The following is a 24,479-nucleotide window of genomic DNA, read 5'->3' on the forward strand; positions in this document are numbered from 1 at the left end:
TGGCTGTGACTGACAGCTCCCACCACCAGGAGGACCAGTGCCGACCGTCTCCGCCTACGGGGCCAAAAGCGCGACCGAGCCGCTCGCGCCGCTCACCATCGAGCGCCGGGATCTCGGGCCGCACGACGTCCTGACCGAGATCAAGTACGCCGGGATCTGCCACTCCGACATCCACACCGTCCGCGGCGACTGGGGCCGCCAGCCCTACCCGGTCGTACCCGGCCACGAGATCGCCGGTGTCGTCACCGAGGTCGGCAGCGCGGTCTCGGCACACGGCGTGGGCGACCGGGTCGGTGTCGGCTGCATGGTCGACTCCTGCCGCGAGTGCGCCAACTGCCGGCGCGGCGAGGAGCAGTACTGCCTGGCCGGTGCGACGTACACCTACGCCTCGATCGGCAAGGACGGCAAGGCCACGCAGGGCGGCTACTCCACCCACATCGTGGTGACCGAGGACTTCGTGGTCCGGATCCCCGAGGGCCTCGAGCTGGACGTCGCCGCCCCGCTGCTCTGCGCCGGGATCACCTTGTACTCCCCGCTCCGCCATTGGAACGCCGGTGCCGGCCGCAAGGTCGGGATCGTCGGCCTCGGCGGGCTGGGCCACGTCGGCGTCCGGATCGCGCGGGCCATGGGCGCCGAGGTCACCGTGCTCTCGCAGTCGCTGAAGAAGCGCGAGGACGGGCTGCGGCTCGGCGCGAGCGACTACCGCGCCACCAGCGACCCCGACACGTTCCAGCAGCTGGCGGGTACGTTCGACCTGATCGTCAACACCGTCAGCTCCCCGCTCGACCTCGACGCCTACCTCGGACTGCTGGCGACCGACGGCACCATGGTCCACCTCGGCGGCACCGTTGAGCCGATGCCGGTCAGCGCGTTCTCACTGCTGTCGCAGCGCCGCAGCCTCGCCGGCTCCGGGATCGGCGGCATCCGCGAGACCCAGGAGATGCTCGACTTCTGCGCCGAGCACGGCATCGGCGCCGAGATCGAGGTGATCGCCGCGGAGCAGATCAACGAGGCCTACGAGCGGGTGCTGGCCTCGGACGTGCGCTACCGGTTCGTGATCGACATCGCGACCCTCTGACCTCAGCCTCAGCGCTGCTGGGACCAGCTCTCCGACTGGGTGAGCCGGTACAGGTAGGCCAGCAGTGGCAGCACGATCACCCCGGCCAGGCCGACCACGATCAGCAGCGCCTGGAGGGTGGCGCGGGCGCCGGCGGCGTCGACGATCCGAAGCTCGTCCACGAGCAGCCACGGGTACTGCCCGATCCCCCAGCCCGCAACCACACACGCCACCGCGGCGACGGCGGTGAGGCGGGCCGGACCGTAGGTGCGCCGCCACAGCAGCGCGAGCGTGGCGCTTCCGGTGAGGCCGGAGATCACGATCAGCGGGGCGCCGCGGCCGGTGAGTCCGTCGCTCAGGGTCGGCGCGTCGTCGAGCAGTGGCACGAGCGCGGCGAACACCAGCACGCCGGTCACGACGCCGACGACCAGCGACCTGTCCCGCAGCAGCTCGGCGAGGCCGTGCTGCCCGCTCCGCTCGGCGTCGGCGGTGAGGAAGGTGCCGGCGAGGAAGGCGCAGGTGCCGACGGCGATCAGGCCGCCGAAGATCGAGGTCGGGTTGACCCAGGATGACCAGAGGTCGCCGTACCCCTCCGCGGGCACCCGGCCGGACGCGATCGCGCCGGCAGCGGCACCCAGGAAGAACGGCGTCAGGATCGACGACGTCGCGAACACCACGCCGAACAGCCGGGCCTGGCCGAGAGTGCCGGCGTACTTGCGGAACGCGAAGCTCGCCCCACGGAGCACGATCCCGAACAGCGCGAACAGCAGCGGCAGGACCAGCGTGGTCATCGCGGCCGCGAACGCCTCCGGGAACCCGGTCCACCACATCACCAGCACATAGATCAGCCAGACGTGGTTGGCCTCCCACACCGGGCCGATGCTGTGGTCGACCAGGGTGCGCAGCTCGGCGCCGCGGCGGGTGCCACCGGCGGTGAGGTCGAAGAAGCCGGACCCGAAGTCGGCGCCGCCGAACACGGCGTACGCGATCACGCCGACGAAGAGGGCCGCCGCGACCATCACCTCCAGGCTCATCGTTCGCCTCCGGTCGTGCTCGCCGACTTGGCCAGCTCGGCCGGCCCGTAGGGGCTCGGCAGATCTGCCTCGCCGGCCCGCCAGCGCCGGGCCATCGATCTGAGTACGACGACCGCGCCGGCGGTCATCGCGGCGTACACGACCACGGTCGTCCCGAGCAGCCACCACAGGCCGGAGTAGCTGCCCGCCGCGTCCTCGGTGCGCAGGTAGCCGTAGACGACCCACGGCTGCCGGCCGACCTCGGTGGCCACCCAGCCTGACTCCAGTGCGAGTACGGCGAGTGGCCCGGCGGCGACCGCGAATCTGAGGAACCAGCGGTTGCGCAGCAGGTCGTGGCCGCGCCAGCGGGCCAGCCAGAACAGGGCGACCGCTCCGGCGAGCAGGGTGCCGATCCCGACCATCGACTGGAACGCCCAGTGCGCGATGTTGACCGGCGGGTGGTCCTCCTCCGGGATCGTGTCCAGCCCGCGCACCGGCTTGTCGAGCGAGTTCTGGGCCAGGATCGAACCGAGGACCGGGATGTCGATGGTGCCGTGGACCTCGCCGTCGGCGTACCAGCCGCCGATCCGCAGCGGCGACGGGCTCTCAGTGGTCTCGGCGAGCTCGAAGGCCGCGAGCTTCGCCGGCTGCCGGTCGCCGAGACCCAGGCCCAGGAGGTGGCCGACGAACGGCTGGCTGAGCGCGGCCACCGTGGCGAAGACGAACGGCACCAGGAAGCCGAGCCGGTGGTGCTCGTCGCGCCGCCCGCGCAGCATGCCGACGGCGTACACGCCGGCAACGCTCAGCCCGACCACCAGATAGGCGCCCACCCACATGTGCGCGAACTGCAGCCAGACCTGGTCGTTGAACATCGCCGCCCACGGCTGGACGTCGACCACCTCGCCGCTCTCGGTGAGCCGGAAGCCGGTGGGGGCGTTCATCCAGGCGTTGACCGCGATCACGCAGAAGGTGCCGACCACGCCGGCCACGGCCATCGGCAGCAGCATCAACAGGTGCAGCCGCGGTGGCATCCGGCCCCAGCCGTACAGATAGATGCCCAGGAAGATCGCCTCGATGAAGAACGACAGCCCCTCGAAGGCGAACGGCAGGCCGAGCACGTCGCCGTAGGTGCCCATCAGCCCTGGCCAGAGCAGGCCCATCTCGAAGCTGAGCACGGTCCCGGAGACCGCACCGATCGCGAACAGCACCGCGGAGACCTTGGACCAGCGCTTTGCCAGCTCCAGCGCGACCGGGTCGTCGCGCACGATGCCGCGCCGGTGCACCACGAAGATCATGGCCGGGAACGCCACCCCGAAGCAGGCCAGGATGATGTGCCAGCCCAGCGACAGCGCCATCTGCTGCCGTGCCGGAAGCAGCCCCGCGGGCTCCGCCACGGTCACGAGATCGACGACGAGGTCGGGGGTCAGCAAGGCGCGCTCCGTTCTCAGCCGGTGAAGATGCCGGCAACGAGGTTGATGGTGGTGGCGAGGATGGCCGCGCCGAATACATAGGACAGCAGGCAGTGCCGGAGTACGACGGCGCGCACGGCCGCGCTGGTCACGTTGGTGTCCGACACCTGGTAGGTCATGCCGAGGTTGTAGCTGAAGTAGAAGAAGTCGCGGAACGCCGGCGGGTCCTCGGAGTTGAAGTCGATCCCGCCCGGCTCGGCGGTGTAGTAGACGAACGCGTACCGGGTCGCGTACATCAGGTGCAGCGCGGCCCACGCGAGGAAGACGCCCACCACCGCGATCGCGGCTGGCCCGCCACCGGCGTCGGCTCCCCCGCTGACCAGCAGGGTGACGATGCCGCCGAGGCCGCCCAGCGCCGCGGCCACCACGACCAGCTCGTCGAACAGCGGCCGGAAGTCCTCACGGCCGACGTTGGCGCGCGTCGCCGCCGCGTCCATCGGCCACAGCGCGAGCCAGCCGAGGACGACGAAGACCGTGGCCAGCGTCGCGATACCGAAGAGTACGCCGTACGCGGGGCTCGCGAGCCAGCCGGCGACAGCGGCCGCCAGCCCTGCCGCAAGCGCACACAGAAGTCGCGGCACTGCGGCGACCGGAACCCACGAACCCAGGTGCACGTCCACGAACGTATCGCGGCTCGGAGGGTGTGCTGCGTCGAACCACGGACGGAACTCCGGCCTCCGACCACGGACGGTCACGGCCCGCCCGTGGGTGGGCACATGACGAAGGCCCGGGTCGATAGTGACCCGGGCCTTCGTTGTCCGCCGTGCGTCATGAACGCACCAGCCGCGCTCCCAGCACCTGTGCCGCGACGACCGCGACCGCTGCCACCAAGATGATGTCCTTGAGGACGTACTGGGCGGCCAGCGTCGGCAGTCCACCGGGGAACATCTCGCCCGGGAAGAGCACGACCGGCGACAGGATCCCGCCCAGCCAGCCGACCGTCGCCAGCAGCCCAGCCCGCAGGCCGACACCGGTGATCAGCGTGAACCCGATGAAGACCTCGAGGACGGCTGTGATCACGACCGCGGTCGTATCCCCGATCATCCCGAAGGTCAGCGCCTCGGTGGTCTGCATGACCAGCCCCTCGGCAGGCGACGCGCCTGGGAAGAACTTGAGCGAGCCGAACCCGGCGATGACCAGGCCCAGGCTGACTCGCAGCGCAAGCACGCTGTGCGCGGCAAGCCACGCGGCGGCAGTCTCAAGGGCGCGGTCGAAGGGTCCGCCGCGCACCGGCGGGTCGAGCTTCGTCCTGGACTCCGGACGGGGTGTGGCGATGATCGACATTTCGGCCTCCGTGTTCCAAGGAGTCCCGGTTGAACTCCGATGGACACGACTCTTCCGAGATCAGCCGCTGCCAGAATCGGCTCCAGAGAGGCGGTCGCCGCACGTAGTTCGGCGCAGGCCGGCGGCGTGGTGTGAGCGCGTCGGCGTAGCGGCGTACGCGGGAGAGCGCAGGCGGTCACGTCGACGGTTACGCTGCTTTACCCGTCGACGCGGTGCGGTTCCGGGAGGTCGGTCGGCAGTCGGAGGCGGTGGGCGCCGGCGTACACATTCATCGAGCGGCCGCGCAGGAAGCCGACCAGCGTCAGCCCGTGTTCCTCGGCCAAGTCGGCCGCGAGCGAGGACGGCGCCGAGACGGCGGCCAGCATCGGGATGCCGGCCATCACCGCCTTCTGCACCAACTCGAACGAGGCCCGGCCACTGACCATCAGGATCGACTCGCGCAGCGGCAGCCGCCCGGACAGCAGCGCGTCGCCGATGACCTTGTCGACGGCATTGTGGCGGCCGACGTCCTCACGCAGGCACTGCAGCTCACCGTCGGCGGAGAACAGCGCGGCGGCGTGCAGGCCACCGGTGCTGTCGAACACCCGCTGTCCGTCGCGAAGCCGGTCGGGCAGGGCGGCCAGCACCTCGGCGTCGACCTGCAAGGGGTCGTCGGCGACCGACCATGCTGCTGAGGTGCGGACGGCGTCCAGACTGGCCTTGCCGCACACGCCGCAGGACGAGGTCGTATAGAAGTTCCGCTCCAGCGAGGCGTCCGGCACCGGCACGTGTGGCGCGAGGCCGACCTCGACCACGTTGTAGGTGTTGCCGCCATCGTCGGTGGCGCCCGCGCAGTAGCGGACCGCGGTCACGTCCTCCGCGTGGTGGACTACACCCTCGCTGACCAGGAAGCCGACGGCGAGGTCGAAGTCGGCGCCGGGCGTACGCATGGTGACGGTGAGCGGGCGGCCCGCAACCCGAATCTCCATCGGCTCCTCAGCGGCCAGGGTGTCCGGGCGTTGCGACGACGAGCCGTCGCGGATCCGCAGCACCGGCCGGCGTACCGTCACTCGACCCATCGTCTGCTCCTTTCCCGGAGTCGTCCTCTGACGGTACTGCGCGTGCCGGTGCCGCTGTTACGCCCAGCCGCGCACCGTCTCGGCCAAGGCCGTCGTCGGCCGGCCGATCAGCTTGGCCAGCTCGCCGGACGTCACCGCGAGCAGGCCGTCGGAGATGTTGCGGTCGAGTGCAACAAGGAACCCGGCGGTGCCCTCGTCGAGGCCGTGCGAGACCAGCGCCTCTCGGTGTGCCTCAGGCGTGAACCGGCTCCGGGTCACCTCGCGACCGAGCACCTCGGTGAACTCCTGCGCCAGCTCGTCGAAGCTCCAGGCGGCGTCGCCGGACAGCTCGTAGACGGCGCCCTCGTGGCCGTCGCCGGTCAGCACTGCGGCAGCCGCCGCGGCGTACTCCGCGCGCGGGGCGCTTGCCACCCGGCCGTCGCCGGCACTGTCCGCGACCACGCCGGTCTCGCGGGCCTGCCCGAAGACGGTCAGGTAGTTCTCGGTGTACCAGCCGTTGCGCAGGAACGTGAACCGCAGGCCGCTGTCGCGGATCAGCCGCTCGGTCGCCGCATGCTCGGGCGCCACGACGAGCGCGGTGTCGTCGGCGGCCGGCGCGCTGGTGTAGACCAGTCGGTGTACGCCGGAGCGCGCGGCGAGGTCGACCACGGCCGCGTGCTGGGCGACGCGCCTGCCGAGCTCGCTGCCGGACACCAGCAGGAGGACGTCGCCGTCGCCGAGCCAGTCGACGGCCTCTGGCACCGCCGAAAAGTCGAGCCGCTCAACGCGAACGCCTCGTTCGGCGAGTTCGGTGAGCCTCTCGATCGACCGGCCGGTGGCGACGATGCCGGCGGGGTCGACCCCACACTCCAGCAGTTCTTCGACGACGAGACGGCCCAGCTGCCCGGTGGCTCCGGTAACGACGATGGACATGGTTCCTCCAAGGAGTGGATCGGTGCGGACACCTGTGCCAACCCATGCCGCGGCAGGCACCTTCCCGTTCGGCAGTACCTACTTCAAAGTGGGGTACTAACAGAGAGGTAAGGTGGGACCATGAAATCCATGTCGGTGCGCGACTTCCAGCTCGACACGGCCTGCCCGGACACCCGGTTGTTGGTCGAGCACGTGACGAGCAAGTGGGGCGTGCTGGTGCTGCTGACCCTCGATGATCAGACGATGCGGTGGAGCGAGCTCAAGCGGGCGATCGTCGGGGTGAGCGAGAAGATGCTGATCCAGACCCTGCAGACGCTCGAGGCAGACGGGCTAGTACGCCGCGACGCGCACCCGGTCGTCCCCCCGCACGTGGAGTACTCCCTCACCAACGACGGCCGCGAAGCCGCCGCCCTCCTCGCCCCGCTGGTCTTCTGGGCCCAGCAACACGTCAGCGCGACACCCGCCTAAGGCACACCGGCCAGCCCGCTCAGGAAGACCTTCAGCAGCTCGGTCGCCAGCGCCTCGAACCGCAGCTGGAAGGCGTCGCCGGCGCGGGTCCAGGCCCAGCAGGTGCCGACGACGGCGTGCACCGCCACCACCAGCAGCCCGGCCTCCTTGGCACTCAGCGTCAGGAACGCCGACACCACGTCGGCGAGCTGGGCGCGGACCTCCTCCTCGTACCCGCGCGCCCGCTCGGCCTGCTCCTGACCGAGCTCGCCGACCAGGGTCGGCGCGGTGCGGATCAGGTCGCACAGGACCGGACGCCGGCCAAGCGAGCCGGCCAGCAGCCGGGCCAGGCTCTCGCCGTCGGTCGGTACGTCGGCGGCTCCGCGCAGCTCGGCCAGCCAGTCCAGGTGCTCGTCGTACATGCAGTCCAGCAGCAGCATCTCCAGCGAGCCGACGTGGCGGAGCACTCCGGACTTCGCCAGCCCGGCGTGCTGCGCGACCTCGCCCAGGGTGAGCCGAGCCGCCGTCATGTCGGCCAGCAGCGCCCGGGCGACGCTCACCAGATGCGCCTGCCGGGCCTGCTTTTGGTCGGGCCTCCGGGCGCGCGCGAACTCCGGCGGCACCGGGATCTCAGCCATCGGAAGCACTCCTAACGGAACGGCGTTCTGTTACCTTAGCGGGCATGCCTCAGTCAGCCACCTCGTTGCTGCTCAACCCGCACGCGTACGACCCCGCGCACTTCGACGATGAGACGCAGCGGGTCCTGAATGCCACCGTCGAGTACTTCGAGAACCGGGGCCTGGCCAAGCTCTGCTCGGATTACCACGACAAGGTCTGGTACGCCGACTTCCTCGACTTCGTGGCCCGGGAGAAGCTCTTCGCGACCTTCATGACCCCGGCGCGGGACGCGGCCGGCGACCCGAACAAGCGGTGGGACACCGCACGGGTCGCCGCGATGTCGGAGCTGCTCGGCTTCTACGGACTGTCCTACTGGTACCCGTGGCAGGTGACCTGCCTCGGCCTCGGCCCGGTCTGGCAGAGCGACAACGACGCCGCGAGGGCCCGGGCGGCGGCCGCGCTGGATGCCGGCGGTGTTGGCGCCTTCGGCCTCTCCGAGCGCGAGCACGGCGCGGACATCTACTCCAGCGACATGGTGCTGGCCCCGCAGGCCGACGGCAGCTATCTGGCCACCGGCGGCAAGTACTACATCGGCAACGGCAACGTCGCCTCGACCGTGTCGGTGTTCGGCCGGATCGACGGCGTCGAGGGGCAGGACCAGTACGTCTTCTTCTACGCCGACAGCAACCACCCGGCGTACCACCTGGTCCAGAACGTGGTGCCGAACCAGAACTACGTCTCAGAGTTCCGGCTGGAGGACTACCCGGTCCGGGCCGAGGACATCCTGCACCAGGGCGACGAGGCCTTCAGCGCCGCGCTCAACACGGTCAACGTCGGCAAGTTCAACCTCGGCTTCGGCGCGATCGGGCTGGCCACCCACGGCTTCTACGGCTCGATCACCCACGCCCACAACCGGGTGCTCTACGGCAAGCCGGTCATAGAGATGCCGCACATCCGCGAGGCGTTCGTCGACTCGTTCGCGCGGCTGGTCGCGATGAAGCTGTTCAGCGGCCGGGCCATCGACTACTTCCGCACGGCCTCCCCGGAGGACCGGCGCTACCTGCTCTATGTCCCGGTCACGAAGATGAAGGTGACCGACGAGGGCGAGAAGGTGATGATCCAGCTCGGCAACATCGTCGCCGCGAAGGGCTTCGAGAAGGACAACTTCATCCCCATCGCGAAGTACGACACCACCTGCCTGCCCCGGCTCGAGGGCACCGTCGCGGTCAACCTGGGCCTGGTGCTGAAGTTCATGCCGGCCTACCTGTTCATGCCCGAGCAGCAGCCCGAGGTCCCGACCATGCAGCTCGCCAAGGACGACGACTTCCTGTTCCGCCAGGGACCGACCCGCGGGCTCGGCAAGGTCCGCTTCCACGACTGGCGGACGGCGTACGCCGAGGCGAAGGACATCGCGAACGTCGCGATCTTCACCGAGCAGGCCGAGGCGTTCACCGAGCTGCTGCTGACCGCCGCGCCCGACGACGTACAGCAGAAGGACATGGACTTCCTGCTGGCACTGGGCGACATCTTCACGCTGATCGTCTACGGCCAGGGCATCCTCGAGCAGGCCAAGCTCCTCGACGTCGACACCGACATCATCGACGCCATCTTCGGCGTGCTGGTGAAGGACTTCTCCAAGGCCGCGATCGCGATGCACGGCAAGGACAGCTCGACTCCCGCCCAGCAGGAGTGGGCGCTGTCGGCGGTCCGCAAGCCCGTCGTCGACGAGGCGCGCTTCGGCCGGGTCTGGGACGAGATCGTGGCGCTGTCGGGCGCCTACTCGATGAACCCCTGACCAGCTGGGCACACTGCAGGCTCAGTGCAGGAATGTGAACAGCGGGCTGTCGTAGGGAATCGGGTCGATCGGCAGTCCGCTGGCCTTCATCCGCGCGAGCAGGGCCGGCAGCCCGTCCGGTGAGTCGAGGTCGATGCCGATAACAGCGGGGCCGGTCTCGCGGTTGGACTTCTTCACGTAGTCGAAGACGACGATGTCCTCACCGTCGGAGAGCACACCGTCGAGGAAGCCGCGCAGCGCGCCCGGCTCCTGCGGGAACGACACCAGGAAGTAGTGCCGCAGACCCTGGTGGACCAGCGCCCGCTCGATCACCTCGGCGTACCGGGAGACGTCGTTGTTGCCACCGCTGACGATGCAGCCGACCCGGCCGCTCACCGAGGAGAGCGCTCCGAGCCCGGCCGCGGCGAGCGCGCCAGCCGGCTCCGCGATGATCCCGTCGGTCTGGTACAGGTCGAGCATCTCCGCGCAGATCGCGCCGACCTCGACTGCGACCACCTCGTCGACCAGGTCGCGCACGATCGGGTACGTCGTGTCGCCGGCCCGGCCGACCGACGCGCCGTCCACGAAGGTGTCCAGCGTGTCGAGGGTGACCGGCCCGCCCGCGGCGAGCGCGGCGCCCATGCTGGCGGCGCCGACCGGCTCGACACCGACGATCCTGGTCGACGGCCACTGGCTCCGGACCCAGGTCGCGACGCCGGCCAGCAGTCCCCCGCCGCCGACCGGCACGACCAGCAGGTCGAGCGGCTCGGTCTGCTGGGTGAGCTCGAAGCCCACCGTGCCCTGGCCCGCGATCGTGCGCAGGTCGTCGAACGGGTGCAGGTACGCCGCGCCGTAGGTCTCGGCCGCCTCCTGTGCGGCAGCCGCCGCTTCGTCGTACGTCTTGCCGACCAGAGTCAGGTCGACCGACGAACCACCGAGGGCGAGGATCCGGTCGCGCTTCTGCCGGGGCGTGTTGGTGGGCACGAAGATCCGGCCCTTCACCCCGAGCCGCGCGCAGCTGATCGCGATGCCCTGGGCGTGGTTGCCCGCGCTCGCCGTCACTACCTCGCTGGAGAACGGCTCCGCGGCGAGCAGCGACATCGTGTGGTACGCACCGCGCACCTTGTAGGAGCGGCCGAGCTGGAGGTCCTCGCGCTTGAGCAGGACCTCGGCGTCGTACTTTCCGGAAAGGCGCTCCGAGCGCTCGAGGGGCGTCCGCACCGCGATCGTCCGCGAAGCGGCGGCGGCGATGTCATCGGGTGTTACTGGCACACACCGAGTCTGCCCCAGCCGGGCGCGGAGCCCGCGACCGGCACGCTGATCTGGGACCGGGGGACGCCGACATTGGCGGCCTGGTACGACGGCACGGCAAAAGACGGCCTCAGTTCTCCCGGTCGAGGGCGTCGCGAATGGTCAGCACCACGTCGTCCCACCGGACGCCGTCTCGCACGGCCAGCTCGTCGATCAGCCAGCCCAGCATCCGCGCCGCACCGTCTACCACGGCGGTGATCTCGACGTCGACGCTGCCGTCCGACCGGACAGCCGCGTCGACCACGCCGATCTCGTTCATCCGCTCGAAGGCGAGCTCGAGTGCGGCCGCGGTGGTGGGCGTGTCGGCGTACTCGAGATTGCTCGCGCAGACGACGTCGAGGAAGACGTGGGCCGCCAGCCGGCCGGGATCGTGCGACATGCCCAGATCGTCCCACTTTGTCCGACTGGCACGGCGCCCTCCGGGCTCCGCGACACGCGGTTTTACCTAGGTTTCAGGAACCGCTCACGTCCGGATCACTAGTAGGTGTCGCCGGGACCCACCATGCTCTCGTTGGACACCTCGGGGAGCTTCCAGTCCCGGCGGTCCTGGATGTCCTTCATCAGGCCCAGGATCCGCGATCCGGTGAAGGCGTTGTCCGCGATCTCCCCGGGCGCCGGCGGCGCGCCGGACTCGCTGATGCCACCGGAGTGCAGCCCCGCGAGGGCCTTCTGGCACTCGCCGAGGTAGTCGTCGTACAGGGTCTTGGACAGCGCGTCGTAGATCTGCTCGGCCGTCTGCACCTTGATCGGCTTCTCCTTCCCCGGCTGGTCCTTGGCGATCTTCTTCTGCGCGGCGTCGACGTCCTTGATCAGCGTCGCGACATCGCTGACGACCGTCCGCGCCTTGTCGACCGTCTGGCCGACCGGGATCAGCTTGAAGATGTCCCAGGCGACCTTGGCGATGTCGGTGATCCACGGCGGCAGCGGCTCCGGCGGGTTGGACGGCTTCAAGCCGGCCTTTGCCCAGGCCTCGAGCTGCTTCTCGAGGTTGGTGCGGATGTCCTTGACGAACTGCAGCGCGCCCTTCTGGGTGGCGTCGATGACGCCGGTGGTGAAGGCGACGCCGGAGTTGATGTAGCCGCTGAAGATGGCGAAGGTGTGCTGGACGTCGTCGTAGTTGTCGTAGAAGACGTTGAAGTCGGTCGCCGCCTCGCCGGTCCAGTTGGTGCGGAGGTTGGCGCCGATCTGCGCCCAGTCGTCGTTGACGTCGATCGCCAGCTTCTCCACGACCTGGGTCTGCATCGACATCATCGCCGAGGTGAGCATCGGGACGCTCGGCCGGGTGAACTGGTCGCACACCGAGATGGCCCAGTCCTTGACGCCGGCACTCCACGCCTCGCCGTTGCGCCACGCGGCGTCCATGCTCTCCTTGACCGACGCGATGAACTCCTCGCGCTTGAACCCGGGACCCACATAGATATTGAGCGGCAGCGCCGGCTTCACCTTGAACCGCTCCTCCGGGCACGGGTAGCCGTAGCCCTCCCACGGGATCACGTCGAGGATCGTGCCCTCGCCGCCGGACATCGACTCCTCGACCTCGCGCATGTACTGGTAGGCGTTCTCGTTGCCCCGCAGGTAGCCGAGGTACTTCTCGATGTCGGCAAGGACCTGTACGAACTCTCCACGATCGAACATGCTCATCTCGTCACCGCCCGCTGCGCTGTTCGCGCTGGTAGTCGTAGTCGCTAGCCGCCTCGGCGTCCTCGTGATCCTGCTTGTCCTCGTCCGGCGTCTTCGTCGGATCCGGGGTGGACTCGACCTCGACCTCCTCCGGCGGCACGTGGCCGTCGTCGCCGCCGACCACGGTGGTCGCGCCCTCGGCCTCCGGGTCCTTGATCTCGGGCGGGGCGCTGACCGGCAGCGGCTGGGATCCCTTCAGCGAGTCGCTCATCTTGTCGTAGTCGCTGGCCGCGTCCTCGTCGGTGCGGCGGAAGTCGTCGGCGGTAGCGATCACCGCGGCTGCGCAGTTGTTCAGCGAGGTGACTGCGTCCCGGAGCACGTCGTACAGGTCGCCGCCGATGGTGAGCATGTCGACCAGGATCGCCGGGTCCCCCGCCCGCGCCGACTGGACGTTGACGATGTCGATCACGTCGAACAGGTCGCGGCTGATCGTCTGGATGTGCTCAGCCTCCTGCGGAATCTCCTCCCGCCCCGCGCGATACAGCCTTTCCATCTTGGACATCATCTCGGTTGACCCCCTGAAGTCATTGCGAATGCAAACAAGGGTTGTATGCCCTTTACTTTCGGCGGCAAAACACTCACGCCTCGTAGGTCAGCGCCACCAGCCCGCTCCGGGTGACGGTGGCGGCCACCGGTCGCAGGCCAAGCAGCGCCGGCGTGACCGGCTCGATGAGCCGCTTGCCGCTGCCGAGCAGCACCGGATGCACCCAGATCTGGAAGGTGTCGACGAGCCGGTGCGCGACCAGCGTCTGGAGCAGCTGCAGGCTGCCCGCTACGACGACGTCGCCGGCGGTGGACGCCTTGAGCTCCGCGACCCGCTCCGGGATCCGGTCGCTCCAGATCGTGGTGTTCGCTCAGGTCACCTCCGTGAGCGTGGTCGAGACGACGTGCTTGGGGCGGTCGTTGAGGGCGGCGGCGATCCGGTCGCCAGGGTCGGTGACCGCGGACCAGTGCGGCTGCCAGAGCTCGTAGGTGCGGCGGCCGAAGATGAAGGCGCCGGCGTTCTGGTAAAGCGTCGTGCCGTACTCGCGGTGGTCTGCCAGCTGCGGCCCGGCCCATCCGCCGTGCGCGAATCCCCCGTCGGTGTCCTCGCCGGCATGGCCGGGTGCCTGGGCGACGCCGTCGACCGAGACGTACTCGATGACGGTCAGCGTGCTCATGCCCGCACCTCTCCGGAAGGCCGCGCCACGACGACGGCGGTCCAGACCGACGCATGCAGCGCGGCCGCGACGAAGAGCAGCGTGGTGGCTTGGGTCGGCGCGGCGCTCAGGCCGACCCAGGCCAGGAGGAGCGCCGTCCCGGCGGCCACCGAGTAGGCGCGCAGGCCCGGGCGGCCGGCCCTGCGGTACCGGCGGGCCATCACGAACGCAGCGGCGATGACCGCGACGAACCCGATGCCCGCCACCGCGAAGTGGGCGGCGCCCTGGACCGTGACCTCGGGTACGCCGTCGGGCGTGCCCGGTGGGAAGCCGCCACCCGGATCGGCGCGGAAGATCCCCGCGCCGACCAGGCCGAGCCCGTAGATTCCGATCAGGTACGGCGCCCAGCCGGGGCCGTCCCCGGGCGGCGCGGCTCGCCGCATCCCGGCGGCGGCGAGCACGGTCAGCGCCCCGGTGAGGAGGAAGTTGGTGACCTGGATCCAGCCGTGGGTGCCGTTCTCAGCGAGGCTGAGGATGTGCCGGTGCGGCTCGAGCCCGTCGCGGAACAGGTATTGACCGCCGGCCAGGGTCAGGTAAACCGCCGCCGCCGCGGTGGCCGGCCCCGTCATGACCCGGCGCCGTTCTGTGCGACGAGGAACTCGGCGAGCGCCGGCGCCAGCGCGCCGCTGTCGACGTTGTGCGGCTGGCCGGCCAGCGTCCGCCGGCTGCCGCCGGGGATGAGCTCGGCCACCCGGTCCGCAGCGCGAGTCAGCCAGGGCGTGGTGCCGCCGTCCAGGACCAGCGTCGGGCAGGTGACCCGGGCGACGCGCTCGACGGGGACGTCGAAGTCGCCGGCCTGGGCAGCGTCGTACACCAGGGCGGGATTGGCGGCGTTCTCGATGAAGCCCCAGTACGGGCTCTGGCGAAGGCCGGCGATCACCTCGGGCGGCATCCCGACCGCCGCACCCAGGAACAGTTCGACCATGTCGCCGTTGCGATCGTGCTGGGCCAGGGCCGCTTGCCGGAGCTGGTAGTCGGAGGGCACCTCCGGCCCACCGGAGCCGGCGGCGAACGGCGGCTCCCACAGAGTCAGCCGGTGGATCGGCATCCCGGCGGCAGCCGCGCGGAACGCGATGAACGCGCCGCCGGAGTTGCCGAACAGGCTGACCCCTGCGCTGTCGCCCGCGGTCACCGCCTCGGCGACGGCCATCAGGTCCTCGACCTCTCGGTCGACGTGGAAGGGCTGGGTGTCGCCGCTGGTCCCTCGTCCGCGACGGTCGTAGTTCACGACGGTGCGGGTGTCGGCAAGCAGCGCGGCCAGCTCGGCGTGCGAGCTGCGCTCGGTGGGGCCGGCGCAGATGAGGACGACGACCGGGCCGGAGCCCTGCCGGTCGAAGTCGATCCGGGTGCCGTCGGCGGAGGTGACGGTGGAGGTGTGGGTAGGTGAGCTGGACATGGTGATCGTTCCTTTCATTGGTGGGGTGACTGGCGAGGCGGCATCCACCGCGACAGCGGGCCGCCCCGAATCGGACGGTCCGAGCCGAGGTCGACCGCGTGGTCGGCCAGCCAGCCGAGCACGTACGAGAACGCGTCGGCCGGCGGCGGCAGCGGATCGGTGACGGTGACCACGAGCAGCCCCGCGTCGGCTGCCGCCGACTCGATGTCCTCGGCGAGGTCGGGCTGTTCCTGGTCGGCGACCAGCAGGACCACTGGTGGCAGCCCGGTGGGCGCCGCGCAGGTGGGCCACACCAGCGTCGTGCGGAGCTCGCCGCTCGGCGCCTGGAGGAGAAGCGTGCCTCGGGTCGGTGTCATGCCAACGACGCTGACACCGGGCAGGGTCCGAAGGGAAAGGCCGCTGCGGCACCACCGTCATGCCGCAACGGCATAGGACGTCCGCGCCCGACTCGCGGATACTCGGACCCATGGACACCGACCCGTCCGACAGCGCGGCCGCGAGCGGGAGGCTGATCGACCTGCCGAAGGCGCCCGACGCGATCGAGCTGCGGCACCTCCGGTTCTTCCTCGCGGTCGCCGAGGAGCTGAACTTCACCCGCGCGGCCGAACGGCTCTACCTCACCCAGCCGGCCCTGTCCCGCCAGATCCGCGCCCTCGAACGCCTTCTCGACGTCGAGCTGCTCTCACGATCCACCCACCACGTGGAGCTGACGGTGGCCGGGCAGGCGCTGCTCAACCGGGTCCGGCCGCTGCTGACCGACCTCGACGACGCCGTACAGCACACGCGCGCGGTCGGCGGCGAGAACCAGCAGCGACTGGAGCGGCTGACCCAGCCGATCGTCGACCAGCTGCTCACCGGGCTGGACGCGTTCCGGCAGGCGTTCGAGGCGATGAACGCGCAGCTCCCGACCCCGGACGGAGTCGCCACCCGGCCGGTCAACGCCGGCGGCGTGCCCGCGCTCGTGTACACCTCCGCTCAGGCCGCGACCGCCGACCCCACCGCCGACTCGGCCGCTGATCCCGCGGTCATCTACATCCACGGCGGCGGCTACCTCTCCGGGTCGGCGTTCGGCTCCCGCCCGCTGGCCGGGATCCTGTCGGTCACCTGCGCGAGCCCGGTGCTGGTGCCCGACTACCGGCTCGCTCCCGAGCACCCGTACCCGGCGGCCGTCGACGACGTCGAGCGGAGCTACGGGTGGCTGGCCGGACGGGCAGCTGATCCCGCTGGCCTGGCCCTGGTCGCCGACTCGTCCGGCGCCGGACTGGTGATGTCGCTCCTGCAGCGACTCCGCGCGACCGGCGCGGCGATGCCCGGCACGGTGGTGCTCCTCAGCCCGTGGGTCGACCTGGAGTGCCTGTTCCTCGACCACGAGACGGAGGGCGACCCGCAGGCCCGCGCCGTACGCGACCAGGTGGACATGTGCGTGCCGACCTACCTCGGTACGACGTCGCCCGCCGACCCGGCCGTGAACCCCTTGCACGCCGACCTGACCGGCCTGCCGCCGATGCTCGTCCAGGTCGGCACCGGCGACTTCGTGCTCCGCGACGCCAAGGAGCTGGTCGGCCGGGCGCGGGAGCACGGCGTACCCGCGACGCTCGAGCTCTACCCGGCCAACACCCACGTCTTCCACCTGTTCTGGTCCTTCCTGCCGGAGGCGGCGAAGGCGATCGAGGCCGTCGGGGCCCACGTACGAGCTATGACAAACCGGACGACTGGACTAGGCGAAAGTTCGCATATCGGCACTTCTCGGACTGCGACGTAGTCCTGCTGGGTCACCCATCGAAGGGTGGGCAAAGTTTGTGGTTCCGCCGGTCACAAGCAACCACACCTGGGGCTAGCGTGCTGTGCCCACAGGGGTGGAAGGAGTCAGGTGAGACAAGGCCGTCACACCGCCCGGCGTGCCATCGCCAGTGTGCCTCGAGGCGCCGCGGTCGTCGTACCGGTGGCCGCACTCGCCACCGTCGCGGTCGTCGCCGTCGCCACGTTCGGCCCGGACGCCGCGCTCCCGGACCGCAGGACCGCGATCGGCACGGCGACCTCGGTCCCGGCCGAGGTCGAGGCCGTGGTCGCGAATCCCGGCGCCGACGAGCCGGCACCGTCCCGGTCACATCCCCCGTCGGCGCCACCGACTGCCTCATCAGTGGATGCGACGACACCCCCGGCGAGCGGCGCGCCGTCCTCGACGCCGCCGCCCGCACCCACGACCGACGCAACCAGCCCGACCACAGCACCCCCGTCATCGCCGTCCGCGAGCCCACCCGAACCGTCGCTCACGCCGACGCCGACCGCCCATCCGTCGCCTGACCCGCCGGCGTCTCGCGAGGCAGCCGTCTTCCGGTGTCTGGCCGACGGAGTCAGCGCCCTCGACCTCGAGGGGCTCGCGGACTGTGTGAACGACTACCTGTTCGGTAGTTGAGGAAGCCTCAGCCTGACTCGCTGCTCAGCAGGTCGCGGATGTGGGCGAAGGCGATGGCGACCTCGGCGAAGCTGGTACTGAGCGGGGACAGGCCGGCTCGGAGCCCGCTGGGTGGCCGGTAGTCCGGGATCACGCCGCGATCCCACAGCTGCGCGACTGCGGCGCTCATCGCCGGGTGCTCGAGGGTGACGTGTCCCCCACGAAGCTCGGGGTCGCGCGGCGAGGCGACCGCGACGCCGTACGGCGCGAGCATGGTGTCGGCGAGCTCCACGGCGAACTCGGTCAGCAGGACGGACTTCGCGCGCACCTGCGGCATCCCTGCTCGCTCGAGCAGGACCAGCATGTCGTGGAGCGGCACCATGGCCAGGATCGGCGGCGTACCGCTGATGAACCGCCGGATACCGGCGGCCGGCTGGTACGACGGACCCATGGCGAACGGGTCGGCGTGCCCCATCCAGCCGGCGATCGGCTGCACCAGCTCGCCGTGGAGACGCTCGGCCACGTAGGCGAAGGCCGGCGCCCCCGGGCCACCGTTGAGGTACTTGTAGCTGCAGCCGACGGCAAGGTCGACGTCGGCGGCGTCGAGCCCGAGCTCGACGGCTCCCGCAGAATGGCAGAGGTCCCACAGCATCAGTGCGCCGGCCTCGTGGACGGCGGCCGTGATGCCAGGCAGGTCGGCGACGTAGGCGGACTTGTAGGCGACGTGGCTGAGCGCGACCAGCGCGGTCCGGTCGGACAGCAGCTGCTGGACCTCATGCAGCTGTACGCCGGTCGCCGGGTCCGGTGTGATCCAGCGGAGGGTCAGGCCCGCTTCCCGCGCAACCGCGTCGAGGATGAACCGGTCGGTCGGGAAGTTCTCGGTGTCGGCCACGATCTCGGCGCGGCCGGAGCGGGCCTGAACCGCCGCCCGCGCCAGCTTGTAGAGCAGCACGGTCGTGGAGTCCGCGACCACGGTCTGTCCGGCGGCGGCGCCGAGCACAACCCGTCCGAGCAGATCGCCCAGCTCGGTCGGACGGTCCATCCACTGCTCGTCCCAGGACCGGATCAGGCGCTCGCCCCACTCCCCCTCGACGAACTCCGCCAGCCTGCGGCCGGACGACCGCAGCGGACGCCCCAGCGAGTTGCCGTCGAGGTAGGCCAGCACGCCGTCGCTGTGCACGAACTCGGCGCGGTAGCCGGCGAGCGGATCGGCGTCATCGAACGCCGCAGCCTTGGCGGCAAGATCGTCGGGCACCTGTGGCGACAGGTCATCATCGTGCGACATAGAGCTCCTCGGTGGCCTCTCGGTGCCATCTTGTAGACGCGCCTGACAACGTAGGCCACTCTCATTGATGAGAGCGCTCTCACACACCGACCGCCATTAGGTGAGGAGAGTTCTGATGAAAGCCCTACTGACCGCCGTACTCGCGGCGGGCTTCTTGACTGTGCCCGTGCAGGCGCTGGCAGCGCCCGATCCTCTGACCGTCGCCGACCAGTCGGCCGCCATGCAGCGCGACTTCGGTCTGACCGAACAGCAGATGCAGGCACGGCTGGCTGCCGAGACGTCCGCCGCCAAGTTGTTGCCGTCGGCTCGGAAGGCGGCCGGCGCCGCCTTCGGCGGGGCCTGGTACGACGCCGCCACCCAGAAGCTGGTCGTCGGAGTGGTCGGCGCCGCACGCACGGACGCCGTCCGCGCCACGGGTGCGCGGGTGACCGCCGTACCCGTCTCGGCAAAGGCGCTGAACCAGCGGAAGGCTGCCGTCGACAAACTTGCGGGCAAGGCCGTCCCGCGCGCGGTGAGCGGCTGGGCCGCCGACCCGCGGACCGGCAAGTCGTGATCAAGGTCCAGACGGGCAAGCACTCCAAGGCCGTCGACGCGTTCGTGGCGAGGGTCGCGAAGGCCGGTGCGGTGTCGGTCGAGGACGTGGCGGCTCAGGCGCCACGTACCTTTGCCGCCGGCACCGTCGGCGGCGACCCGTACTACGTCAGCAACATCCGCTGCTCGATCGGCTTCTCCGTGTACGGCGGGTACGTCACCGCCGGCCACTGCGGCCGAGGCGGCATGGTGCGCGGCTGGGACGGCTCCAACCAGGGCGAGTTCCGGGGCTGGTCGTTCCCCGGCAACGACTACGGCTGGGTGGCCACCGGCTACGGCTGGTGGACCGTGCCGGTCGTGCTCGGCTGGGGACAGACCAGCGACCGGCTCGTCCGCGGGTCGTGGGAGGCGCCGATCGGCTCGTCGGTCTGCCGCAGCGGTTCGACGACGCATTGGCACTGCGGCACCATCCTGGCCAAGAACGAGACCGTGAACTACGGCAACGGCCAGCTGTTCTACGGCGCCACCAAGACCAGCGTCTGCGCCCAGGGCGGCGACTCCGGCGGGTCGTTCATCACCGGTGACCAGGCACAGGGCGTGACGTCCGGCGGCTGGGGCAACTGCAGCAGCGGCGGCGAGACCTGGTTCCAGCCCGTCAACGAGATCCTGCAGGCGTACGGCCTCAGACTGCACACCGCGTAGCCTCGGGGCTCACGAGAGAATCGACAAAGCCCCTCTGACCCGCGTTTCCGCAGGTCAGAGGGGCACCCTGCCCACAGTCGGCGGGAGCCGGTAGCCCTGGTAAGCGGACAGTTGGATCGCCATCAAACCGCCCACGCGGGCAACAGGGATCAAGTAGTAGTCGAGGTCGCCGTCGATGACGAAGAAGTGGTCGATCTGGTCAGGGTCGTATGGCGTGCGCTCCTTGCCCGTTGTGGAGAGCCACACGGTCCACGACGGTCCAGTACGTACCGTTGTCGTCTTGACCTGGATCCGTTCCGCCTTCTCACCGGTCCACACGAGCAGGTCGTAGCGGCACGGCTCGAGCGGCCACGACACGGTCTGACCGCAGAGCTCGAACCACGCCGCCGCAAGCAGTGAACCCGCCCGCCTCAAGTTGGCCTGCTGTGGACGCATCTCTACGAGCGCCGGCTGCGGCATCGTCGGCGCGGCGAGGTGGGCGGTGTTGAGGCCGAGACGCGCGGCGTGGCCTCGGAGCGTCGAGGTGCTCGATCCGCCCGCCAGTCCGAGAGTCTCGGCAACCTGTGCCCAGCTTGTAGCCGTGGGCAATGCTGCGATCAACTGCTGGTCGGTCCAGCGCCGTTGGCCGGTGAAGTGGCTGTAGTCGAGCCCCAGCCGATCAGCGTGCATCCTGACCGAGCGCATCGCTGACGCGGAGGTGGCGGAATGGCCCAGCTCTCGGAGAACACCGCGCCACGAGCGTGACGCCTTGATGGCATCGGTCAACTGAGCGTCAGAGTAGCGCCTCATGAGCCGAACGTACCTTGTCGCGCTCCAGAATGCGCCACAAGCCTTCGGTCGGGCTGACAGGATTTGAACCTGCGACCCCTACACCCCCAGTGTAGTGCGCTACCAAACTGCGCCACAGCCCGATCACCCGCCTGGACTCGGCCATGGGCCGTTCCGAGCGGGCGGGTTGAACCTTACCGCAGCAGGTCGGCGGATCTGGAATCGACTTACCGCAGCGTCGTTGTGCGACGATTCGGGCATGCCGACCATCCGTGTCGAACGCCGGATCGCCGCCGCGCCGGAGCAGGTCTTCGCGTGGCTGGAGAACGCCCACAACTACACCGCGGCACCGCTGTGCCTGTGGGAGAAGCGCGGGCGCGACGGCGAGGAGGCGGCGTACGGCACCGGCGCGATCCGGTACGTCGTCGGTGTGGGCGCGTGGTTCAAGGAGGAGATCACCCGGTACGACGCACCGCACTCCTTCGAGTACCTGATCACCGGCTCGGTCCCGAAGTTCGTGCACGACGGCGGCACTGTGAAAGTGGCGGCCGCCGACGGCGGGTCACACGTCACCTGGGACACGACGTACCGGCACCCGTGGTGGTCCGGCGGCAAGCCGTTCGGCTGGGTCAGCGAGAAACTGCTGCGGACCAGCTTCGAGGGCATCCTGCGGGCCGCTGACCGCGACCTCACAACGAGCTAGCGCTTCCGCTTCTCCCGGGCGCGGACCTGCAGCTCGATCGGCGTACCGACGAAGCCGAACTCCTCGCGCAGCCGCCGCTCGATGAACCGCTCGTAGCCCTGGTCGAGCTTGCCCGAGGTGAACAGGATGAACGTCGGCGGCGCGGTCTGGGCCTGGGTGCCGAACAGGATCTTCGGCTGCTTGCCGCTGCGGACTGGGTGCGGGTGCTCGGCGACCAGCCGGCCCAGGAACGCGTTCAGGGTTCCGGTCGAGATCCGGGTCTCCCAGCCCTCGATCGCCTTGTCGAGCGCGGGGACCAGCCGGTCGATGTGCCAGCCGGTGCGCGCGGTGATGTTGATCCGCGGCGCCCACTGCACCTGGATCAGCTCACGGTCGATCTCGCCGTCGAGGTAGTAGCGCCGCTCGTCGTCGACCAGGTCCCACTTGTTGAACGCGATCACCAGCGCCCGGCCGGCGTCGCGGATGGTCTGAAGGATCCGGATGTCCTGCTCGGAGATGGTCTGCGAACCGTCGATGACGAGTACGGCGACCTCGGCGCGCTCGATTGCGGTGGCGGTGCGCAGCGACGCGTAGTACTCGTGACCCGAGGCCTCCTTGACCCGCTTGCGGATGCCGGCGGTGTCGATGAACCGCCAGGTGCGGCCGCCGAGCTCGACCAGTTCGTCGACCGGGTCGACGGTGGTGCCGGAGGCGTCGTCGACGACCACCCGGTCCTCACGGGCGAGCTTGTTCAGCAGCGACGACTTGCCTACGTTGGGCTTGCCGACGATGGCGATCCGGCGCGGGCCGCCGACCTTGCCGAAGGTCTCCGGCGGTGTCTCCGGTAGCGCTTCGAGTACGGCGTCCAGCAGGTCGCCGGACCCACGGCCGTGTACGGCGGAGACCGGGTGCGGCTCGCCGAGCCCGAGGTTCCACAGCGCGTACGCCTGCGCCTCGATCCGCTCGTCGTCGACCTTGTTGGCGGCCAGTACGACCGGCTTGTTCGCCTTCCGCAGCACCTTCACGACCGCCTCGTCGGCGTCGGTGATGCCGACCGTCGCGTCGACCACGAACAGCACGGCGTCGGCCAGCGAGACCGCCATCTCGGCCTGCGCGCGAATCCGCTCGGCCATCCCGCGCGCGTCGGGGTCCCAGCCGCCGGTGTCGACGACGGTGAAGGCCCGGCCGTTCCAGTTGGCGTCGTAGGAGACTCGGTCGCGGGTCACGCCCGGCCGGTCCTCGACCACCGCCTCGCGGCGGCCGATGATCCGGTTGACCAGCGTCGACTTGCCGACGTTGGGGCGGCCGACCACGGCAAGCACGGGAACCGGGCCGACGACCTCGCCGTCGATGCCCTCGGTGCCCTCGGGCGCCTCGCCAACTGCCTCGGCGGGCGCGTCGTACTCACTCATGGTGCTCCTTGCTCGACGATCCCGGTCCCCGGGTCGTCCTCGATGTCCTCTCCCGCGGGCAGCGGCCCGGGGAGCTCACGTGCGGTCAGTGCCAGCGCCTCGTCCAGGCGGGCTCGCAGGTGCTCCCTGAGCAACAGCGAAGCATGGTCGACTTGTTCCCGGGTCCGCGGCCACGGCACGGCCGGCACCTGCCAGGGCGCACCGAACACGATGTCGATCGGCTCGCCGCGCGGCGGCAGCGCGTTGCGTCCACCTCCAGGCGGGCGGGTGCCGACCATCGTCACGGGTACGACGGGTGCCCCGGTCACCAGAGCCAGGTAGGCGGCGCCGCGGTGGAAGCGGGTCAGGTCGCCCGCGCCACGCCGGCCCTCCGGAAACACGCCGACCGCTCCCCCGTCCCGGAGCACCCGCAGGCAGATCTTGATCGCGCGCGGGTCGGTGACGAAGCGGTCCAGCGGCACCTGGCCGGCCAGCCGGAACAGCCAGCTGGCCCGGCCGTGGAACATCTCAATCTTGGTCAGCACGTGGGGCGGCCGCGGCGTGAACGCGGTCAGGAACGGCCCGTCCATCACCCCGGTGTGGTTGCTGGCGAAGATCACCGGCCCACGGGCCGGTGCCTGCTCGGCGCCGTGCACTCGGACCCCGAAGCGGATCCGGAACGCAGCCCGGCCGACCGGCCGGAGCGTGCGCAGCGCCCACCGCCGCGGACGGCGGATCCGGTCGCTCCGCGGCAGCTCACGGTGGTTCGCCGCGGGCTTCACGTGCGGGCCTCGACCGCCTCCGCCAGCGCCACCACCTGGCCGATGACCTCGTCGAGCGAGTACGGCGTGGTGTCGATGTGGACGGCGTCGGCGGCCATCGTGAGCGGCGCGGTCGCCCGGCCGGAGTCGATCTTGTCGCGGGCCAGCAGCGACTCCTGGGTCGCCGCGAGATCGGCGCCGCCCTCCTCGGCGGCCCGGCGGTGGGCGCGTGCGGACGGGTCCGCGCTGAGGTAGACCTTGACCGGCGCGTCGGGCGCGACGACCGAGCCGATGTCGCGGCCCTCGACCACGATCCCGCCCTCGCCGATGATTCTGCGCTGCAGCTCCAGCAGCCGGGTCCGCACCGCCGGCACCGCACTGACCGGGCTCACCGCCGCGTTGACCTCGGCGCTGCGGATCGCCACCGCGACGTCGGTGCCGTCGACGGTGATGGTGGGGTTGAGCGGGTCGGTGCCGCTCTCCAAGACCGGCTCCCCGCAGCGCGCGGCGACCGCGGCCGGGTCGTGGACGTCCACGCCGTGCTCGAGCATCCACCAGGTCATCGCCCGGAACATCGCACCGGTGTCGAGGTAGCGGATCCCGAGCCGGGTGGCCACACCGCGCGACGTACTCGACTTGCCGGAACCAGAGGTGCCGTCGATGGCCACGACCAGTGTTGCCGGGGTGCTGCTCACGTGCGGACTACCTGCCTTCTGCCGGGTGGAGTGGGTGCCTGTTCGGCAAAC

The 24,479-nt window shown here is 70.3% G+C and carries 29 protein-coding genes and 1 tRNA gene; 7 read left to right on the forward strand and 23 right to left on the reverse strand.

The features are described 5' to 3' along the window. Nucleotides 1-37 precede the first annotated feature (37 nt). Nucleotides 38-1,078: an NAD(P)-dependent alcohol dehydrogenase gene (locus DDV73_RS02860; protein WP_109505733.1), complete on the forward strand. Its 1,041-nt coding sequence runs from the start codon at nucleotides 38-40 to the stop codon at nucleotides 1,076-1,078. An 8-nt stretch (nucleotides 1,079-1,086) separates the two neighbouring features. Here DDV73_RS02860 and DDV73_RS02865 read toward each other — a convergent pair whose 3' ends face one another. The 6 genes from DDV73_RS02865 to DDV73_RS02890 form a co-directional block, all read right to left on the reverse strand. Beyond that, nucleotides 1,087-2,091, reverse strand: coding sequence for a cytochrome d ubiquinol oxidase subunit II (locus DDV73_RS02865; RefSeq protein WP_109505734.1), 1,005 nt, complete (start codon nucleotides 2,089-2,091; stop codon nucleotides 1,087-1,089). After that, nucleotides 2,088-3,500, reverse strand: a complete 1,413-nt coding sequence (locus DDV73_RS02870) for a cytochrome ubiquinol oxidase subunit I (protein ID WP_206050671.1) — start codon at nucleotides 3,498-3,500, stop codon at nucleotides 2,088-2,090. Before DDV73_RS02870 ends, DDV73_RS02865 begins: the two co-directional genes overlap by 4 nt. Nucleotides 3,501-3,514: 14 nt before the next feature. Next, the gene (locus DDV73_RS02875) at nucleotides 3,515-4,153 is read right to left on the reverse strand and encodes a DUF1345 domain-containing protein (RefSeq protein ID WP_109505790.1); all 639 of its coding nucleotides are present in this window, start codon (nucleotides 4,151-4,153) and stop codon (nucleotides 3,515-3,517) included. A gap of 154 nt (nucleotides 4,154-4,307) precedes the next feature. Continuing rightward, nucleotides 4,308-4,823 carry a DoxX family protein gene (locus tag DDV73_RS02880; protein ID WP_240617070.1) on the reverse strand — a complete coding sequence of 172 codons (516 nt, stop codon included), beginning with the start codon at nucleotides 4,821-4,823 and terminating at the stop codon, nucleotides 4,308-4,310. Nucleotides 4,824-5,020: 197 nt separating this feature from the next. Continuing rightward, nucleotides 5,021-5,881: a formate dehydrogenase accessory sulfurtransferase FdhD gene (fdhD, locus tag DDV73_RS02885; protein ID WP_109505735.1), complete on the reverse strand. Its 861-nt coding sequence runs from the start codon at nucleotides 5,879-5,881 to the stop codon at nucleotides 5,021-5,023. 57 nt (nucleotides 5,882-5,938) lie between these two features. Next, nucleotides 5,939-6,793 carry an SDR family oxidoreductase gene (locus DDV73_RS02890; protein WP_109505736.1) on the reverse strand — a complete coding sequence of 285 codons (855 nt, stop codon included), beginning with the start codon at nucleotides 6,791-6,793 and terminating at the stop codon, nucleotides 5,939-5,941. A gap of 120 nt (nucleotides 6,794-6,913) precedes the next feature. Here DDV73_RS02890 and DDV73_RS02895 point away from each other — a divergent pair, with 120 nt between their 5' ends. Next, nucleotides 6,914-7,261 carry a winged helix-turn-helix transcriptional regulator gene (locus tag DDV73_RS02895; protein ID WP_170126003.1) on the forward strand — a complete coding sequence of 116 codons (348 nt, stop codon included), beginning with the start codon at nucleotides 6,914-6,916 and terminating at the stop codon, nucleotides 7,259-7,261. Here the strand turns inward: DDV73_RS02895 and DDV73_RS02900 are convergent. Further along, nucleotides 7,258-7,878, reverse strand: a complete 621-nt coding sequence (locus DDV73_RS02900) for a TetR/AcrR family transcriptional regulator (RefSeq protein ID WP_109505738.1) — start codon at nucleotides 7,876-7,878, stop codon at nucleotides 7,258-7,260. The genes DDV73_RS02895 and DDV73_RS02900 overlap by 4 nt on opposite strands. Before the next feature lie 44 nt (nucleotides 7,879-7,922). Here DDV73_RS02900 and DDV73_RS02905 point away from each other — a divergent pair, with 44 nt between their 5' ends. Beyond that, nucleotides 7,923-9,653 (forward strand): acyl-CoA dehydrogenase family protein, encoded by a 1,731-nt coding sequence (locus tag DDV73_RS02905; protein WP_109505739.1) that lies wholly within the window; start codon nucleotides 7,923-7,925, stop codon nucleotides 9,651-9,653. 21 nt (nucleotides 9,654-9,674) lie between these two features. On the opposite strand, the gene ilvA is transcribed toward DDV73_RS02905, so the two are convergent. The 9 genes from ilvA to DDV73_RS28175 all read right to left on the reverse strand — a co-directional run bounded on the left by ilvA (nucleotide 9,675) and on the right by DDV73_RS28175 (nucleotide 15,574). Further along, nucleotides 9,675-10,904, reverse strand: coding sequence for a threonine ammonia-lyase IlvA (gene ilvA, locus DDV73_RS02910; protein WP_206050672.1), 1,230 nt, complete (start codon nucleotides 10,902-10,904; stop codon nucleotides 9,675-9,677). 109 nt (nucleotides 10,905-11,013) lie between these two features. Beyond that, the gene (locus DDV73_RS02915; protein WP_109505741.1) at nucleotides 11,014-11,322 is read right to left on the reverse strand and encodes a hypothetical protein; all 309 of its coding nucleotides are present in this window, start codon (nucleotides 11,320-11,322) and stop codon (nucleotides 11,014-11,016) included. Between the two features lie 98 nt (nucleotides 11,323-11,420). Beyond that, on the reverse strand, nucleotides 11,421-12,578 hold the full coding sequence (locus DDV73_RS02920; protein WP_109505742.1) for a hypothetical protein: 1,158 nt from the start codon (nucleotides 12,576-12,578) through the stop codon (nucleotides 11,421-11,423). Nucleotides 12,579-12,588: 10 nt separating this feature from the next. Beyond that, entirely contained in the window at nucleotides 12,589-13,116 is a 528-nt protein-coding gene (locus tag DDV73_RS02925) for a hypothetical protein (protein WP_154402584.1), read from the reverse strand. An 85-nt stretch (nucleotides 13,117-13,201) separates the two neighbouring features. After that, nucleotides 13,202-13,465 carry a dihydrofolate reductase family protein gene (locus DDV73_RS02930; RefSeq protein ID WP_109505744.1) on the reverse strand — a complete coding sequence of 88 codons (264 nt, stop codon included), beginning with the start codon at nucleotides 13,463-13,465 and terminating at the stop codon, nucleotides 13,202-13,204. 12 nt (nucleotides 13,466-13,477) lie between these two features. Next, nucleotides 13,478-13,783 (reverse strand): dihydrofolate reductase family protein, encoded by a 306-nt coding sequence (locus DDV73_RS02935; protein ID WP_109505745.1) that lies wholly within the window; start codon nucleotides 13,781-13,783, stop codon nucleotides 13,478-13,480. After that, on the reverse strand, nucleotides 13,780-14,391 hold the full coding sequence (locus tag DDV73_RS02940) for a DUF998 domain-containing protein (protein ID WP_109505746.1): 612 nt from the start codon (nucleotides 14,389-14,391) through the stop codon (nucleotides 13,780-13,782). The genes DDV73_RS02935 and DDV73_RS02940 overlap by 4 nt, the downstream gene beginning before the upstream one ends. Then, nucleotides 14,388-15,218 carry an alpha/beta fold hydrolase gene (locus DDV73_RS28170; protein WP_161962269.1) on the reverse strand — a complete coding sequence of 277 codons (831 nt, stop codon included), beginning with the start codon at nucleotides 15,216-15,218 and terminating at the stop codon, nucleotides 14,388-14,390. The genes DDV73_RS02940 and DDV73_RS28170 overlap by 4 nt, the downstream gene beginning before the upstream one ends. 14 nt (nucleotides 15,219-15,232) lie before the next feature. Continuing rightward, the gene (locus DDV73_RS28175; protein ID WP_161962270.1) at nucleotides 15,233-15,574 is read right to left on the reverse strand and encodes a hypothetical protein; all 342 of its coding nucleotides are present in this window, start codon (nucleotides 15,572-15,574) and stop codon (nucleotides 15,233-15,235) included. A 110-nt stretch (nucleotides 15,575-15,684) separates the two neighbouring features. Here DDV73_RS28175 and DDV73_RS02950 point away from each other — a divergent pair, with 110 nt between their 5' ends. Then, entirely contained in the window at nucleotides 15,685-16,980 is a 1,296-nt protein-coding gene (locus DDV73_RS02950) for an alpha/beta hydrolase fold domain-containing protein (protein ID WP_109505748.1), read from the forward strand. 122 nt (nucleotides 16,981-17,102) lie between these two features. On the opposite strand, the gene DDV73_RS02955 is transcribed toward DDV73_RS02950, so the two are convergent. Together DDV73_RS02955 and DDV73_RS02960 are read right to left on the reverse strand one after the other, a co-directional pair. Further along, complete coding sequence (locus DDV73_RS02955; RefSeq protein ID WP_154402585.1) at nucleotides 17,103-17,492, reverse strand: hypothetical protein; 390 nt, start codon at nucleotides 17,490-17,492, stop codon at nucleotides 17,103-17,105. Between the two features lie 149 nt (nucleotides 17,493-17,641). Continuing rightward, complete coding sequence (locus DDV73_RS02960) at nucleotides 17,642-18,898, reverse strand: kynureninase (RefSeq protein ID WP_109505750.1); 1,257 nt, start codon at nucleotides 18,896-18,898, stop codon at nucleotides 17,642-17,644. A 115-nt stretch (nucleotides 18,899-19,013) separates the two neighbouring features. Here DDV73_RS02960 and DDV73_RS29000 point away from each other — a divergent pair, with 115 nt between their 5' ends. Continuing rightward, nucleotides 19,014-19,451, forward strand: coding sequence for a hypothetical protein (locus tag DDV73_RS29000; RefSeq protein WP_240617071.1), 438 nt, complete (start codon nucleotides 19,014-19,016; stop codon nucleotides 19,449-19,451). Then, nucleotides 19,448-20,131, forward strand: coding sequence for a S1 family peptidase (locus DDV73_RS29005; RefSeq protein ID WP_240617072.1), 684 nt, complete (start codon nucleotides 19,448-19,450; stop codon nucleotides 20,129-20,131). Before DDV73_RS29000 ends, DDV73_RS29005 begins: the two co-directional genes overlap by 4 nt. Before the next feature lie 54 nt (nucleotides 20,132-20,185). On the opposite strand, the gene DDV73_RS02970 is transcribed toward DDV73_RS29005, so the two are convergent. Next, on the reverse strand, nucleotides 20,186-20,896 hold the full coding sequence (locus DDV73_RS02970; RefSeq protein ID WP_154402586.1) for a group I intron-associated PD-(D/E)XK endonuclease: 711 nt from the start codon (nucleotides 20,894-20,896) through the stop codon (nucleotides 20,186-20,188). Nucleotides 20,897-20,968: 72 nt separating this feature from the next. Continuing rightward, nucleotides 20,969-21,042 (reverse strand) — tRNA-Pro (locus DDV73_RS02975). A 116-nt stretch (nucleotides 21,043-21,158) separates the two neighbouring features. On the opposite strand from DDV73_RS02975, the gene DDV73_RS02980 reads away from it, so the two are divergent. Then, nucleotides 21,159-21,602 carry an SRPBCC family protein gene (locus DDV73_RS02980; protein ID WP_109505752.1) on the forward strand — a complete coding sequence of 148 codons (444 nt, stop codon included), beginning with the start codon at nucleotides 21,159-21,161 and terminating at the stop codon, nucleotides 21,600-21,602. Here DDV73_RS02980 and der read toward each other — a convergent pair. The 3 genes from der to cmk are packed head-to-tail and all read right to left on the reverse strand — an operon-like array spanning nucleotide 21,599 to nucleotide 24,428. Beyond that, nucleotides 21,599-22,993 (reverse strand): ribosome biogenesis GTPase Der, encoded by a 1,395-nt coding sequence (gene der, locus DDV73_RS02985; RefSeq protein WP_109505753.1) that lies wholly within the window; start codon nucleotides 22,991-22,993, stop codon nucleotides 21,599-21,601. The two genes, DDV73_RS02980 and der, sit on opposite strands and share 4 nt — an antisense overlap. Then, nucleotides 22,990-23,754, reverse strand: a complete 765-nt coding sequence (locus DDV73_RS02990) for a lysophospholipid acyltransferase family protein (protein WP_109505754.1) — start codon at nucleotides 23,752-23,754, stop codon at nucleotides 22,990-22,992. Before DDV73_RS02990 ends, der begins: the two co-directional genes overlap by 4 nt. After that, nucleotides 23,751-24,428 (reverse strand): (d)CMP kinase, encoded by a 678-nt coding sequence (gene cmk / locus DDV73_RS02995; protein ID WP_109505755.1) that lies wholly within the window; start codon nucleotides 24,426-24,428, stop codon nucleotides 23,751-23,753. Before cmk ends, DDV73_RS02990 begins: the two co-directional genes overlap by 4 nt. Nucleotides 24,429-24,479 lie beyond the last annotated feature (51 nt).

Origin of the sequence: Nocardioides speluncae (assembly GCF_003121585.1) — a bacterium.
GTDB classification, from domain to species: Bacteria; Actinomycetota; Actinomycetes; order Propionibacteriales; family Nocardioidaceae; genus Nocardioides; species Nocardioides speluncae.

Coding starts and splice junctions, on each gene's coding strand:
- DDV73_RS02950 (WP_109505748.1), top strand. CDS start 15,685: ATGGACACCGACCCGTCCGACAGCGCGGCCGCGAGCGGGAGGCTGATC.
- DDV73_RS02915 (WP_109505741.1), bottom strand. CDS start 11,322: ATGTCGCACGATCCCGGCCGGCTGGCGGCCCACGTCTTCCTCGACGTC.
- fdhD (WP_109505735.1), bottom strand. CDS start 5,881: ATGGGTCGAGTGACGGTACGCCGGCCGGTGCTGCGGATCCGCGACGGC.
- DDV73_RS02925 (WP_154402584.1), bottom strand. CDS start 13,116: ATGGAAAGGCTGTATCGCGCGGGGCGGGAGGAGATTCCGCAGGAGGCT.
- DDV73_RS02880 (WP_240617070.1), bottom strand. CDS start 4,823: ATGTCGATCATCGCCACACCCCGTCCGGAGTCCAGGACGAAGCTCGAC.
- DDV73_RS02890 (WP_109505736.1), bottom strand. CDS start 6,793: ATGTCCATCGTCGTTACCGGAGCCACCGGGCAGCTGGGCCGTCTCGTC.
- DDV73_RS29000 (WP_240617071.1), top strand. CDS start 19,014: ATGAAAGCCCTACTGACCGCCGTACTCGCGGCGGGCTTCTTGACTGTG.
- DDV73_RS28175 (WP_161962270.1), bottom strand. CDS start 15,574: ATGACACCGACCCGAGGCACGCTTCTCCTCCAGGCGCCGAGCGGCGAG.
- DDV73_RS02935 (WP_109505745.1), bottom strand. CDS start 13,783: ATGAGCACGCTGACCGTCATCGAGTACGTCTCGGTCGACGGCGTCGCC.
- DDV73_RS02865 (WP_109505734.1), bottom strand. CDS start 2,091: ATGAGCCTGGAGGTGATGGTCGCGGCGGCCCTCTTCGTCGGCGTGATC.
- der (WP_109505753.1), bottom strand. CDS start 22,993: ATGAGTGAGTACGACGCGCCCGCCGAGGCAGTTGGCGAGGCGCCCGAG.
- DDV73_RS02920 (WP_109505742.1), bottom strand. CDS start 12,578: ATGTTCGATCGTGGAGAGTTCGTACAGGTCCTTGCCGACATCGAGAAG.
- DDV73_RS02940 (WP_109505746.1), bottom strand. CDS start 14,391: ATGACGGGGCCGGCCACCGCGGCGGCGGCGGTTTACCTGACCCTGGCC.
- DDV73_RS02900 (WP_109505738.1), bottom strand. CDS start 7,878: ATGGCTGAGATCCCGGTGCCGCCGGAGTTCGCGCGCGCCCGGAGGCCC.
- DDV73_RS02960 (WP_109505750.1), bottom strand. CDS start 18,898: ATGTCGCACGATGATGACCTGTCGCCACAGGTGCCCGACGATCTTGCC.
- DDV73_RS02980 (WP_109505752.1), top strand. CDS start 21,159: ATGCCGACCATCCGTGTCGAACGCCGGATCGCCGCCGCGCCGGAGCAG.
- DDV73_RS28170 (WP_161962269.1), bottom strand. CDS start 15,218: ATGTCCAGCTCACCTACCCACACCTCCACCGTCACCTCCGCCGACGGC.
- DDV73_RS02895 (WP_170126003.1), top strand. CDS start 6,914: ATGAAATCCATGTCGGTGCGCGACTTCCAGCTCGACACGGCCTGCCCG.
- DDV73_RS02905 (WP_109505739.1), top strand. CDS start 7,923: ATGCCTCAGTCAGCCACCTCGTTGCTGCTCAACCCGCACGCGTACGAC.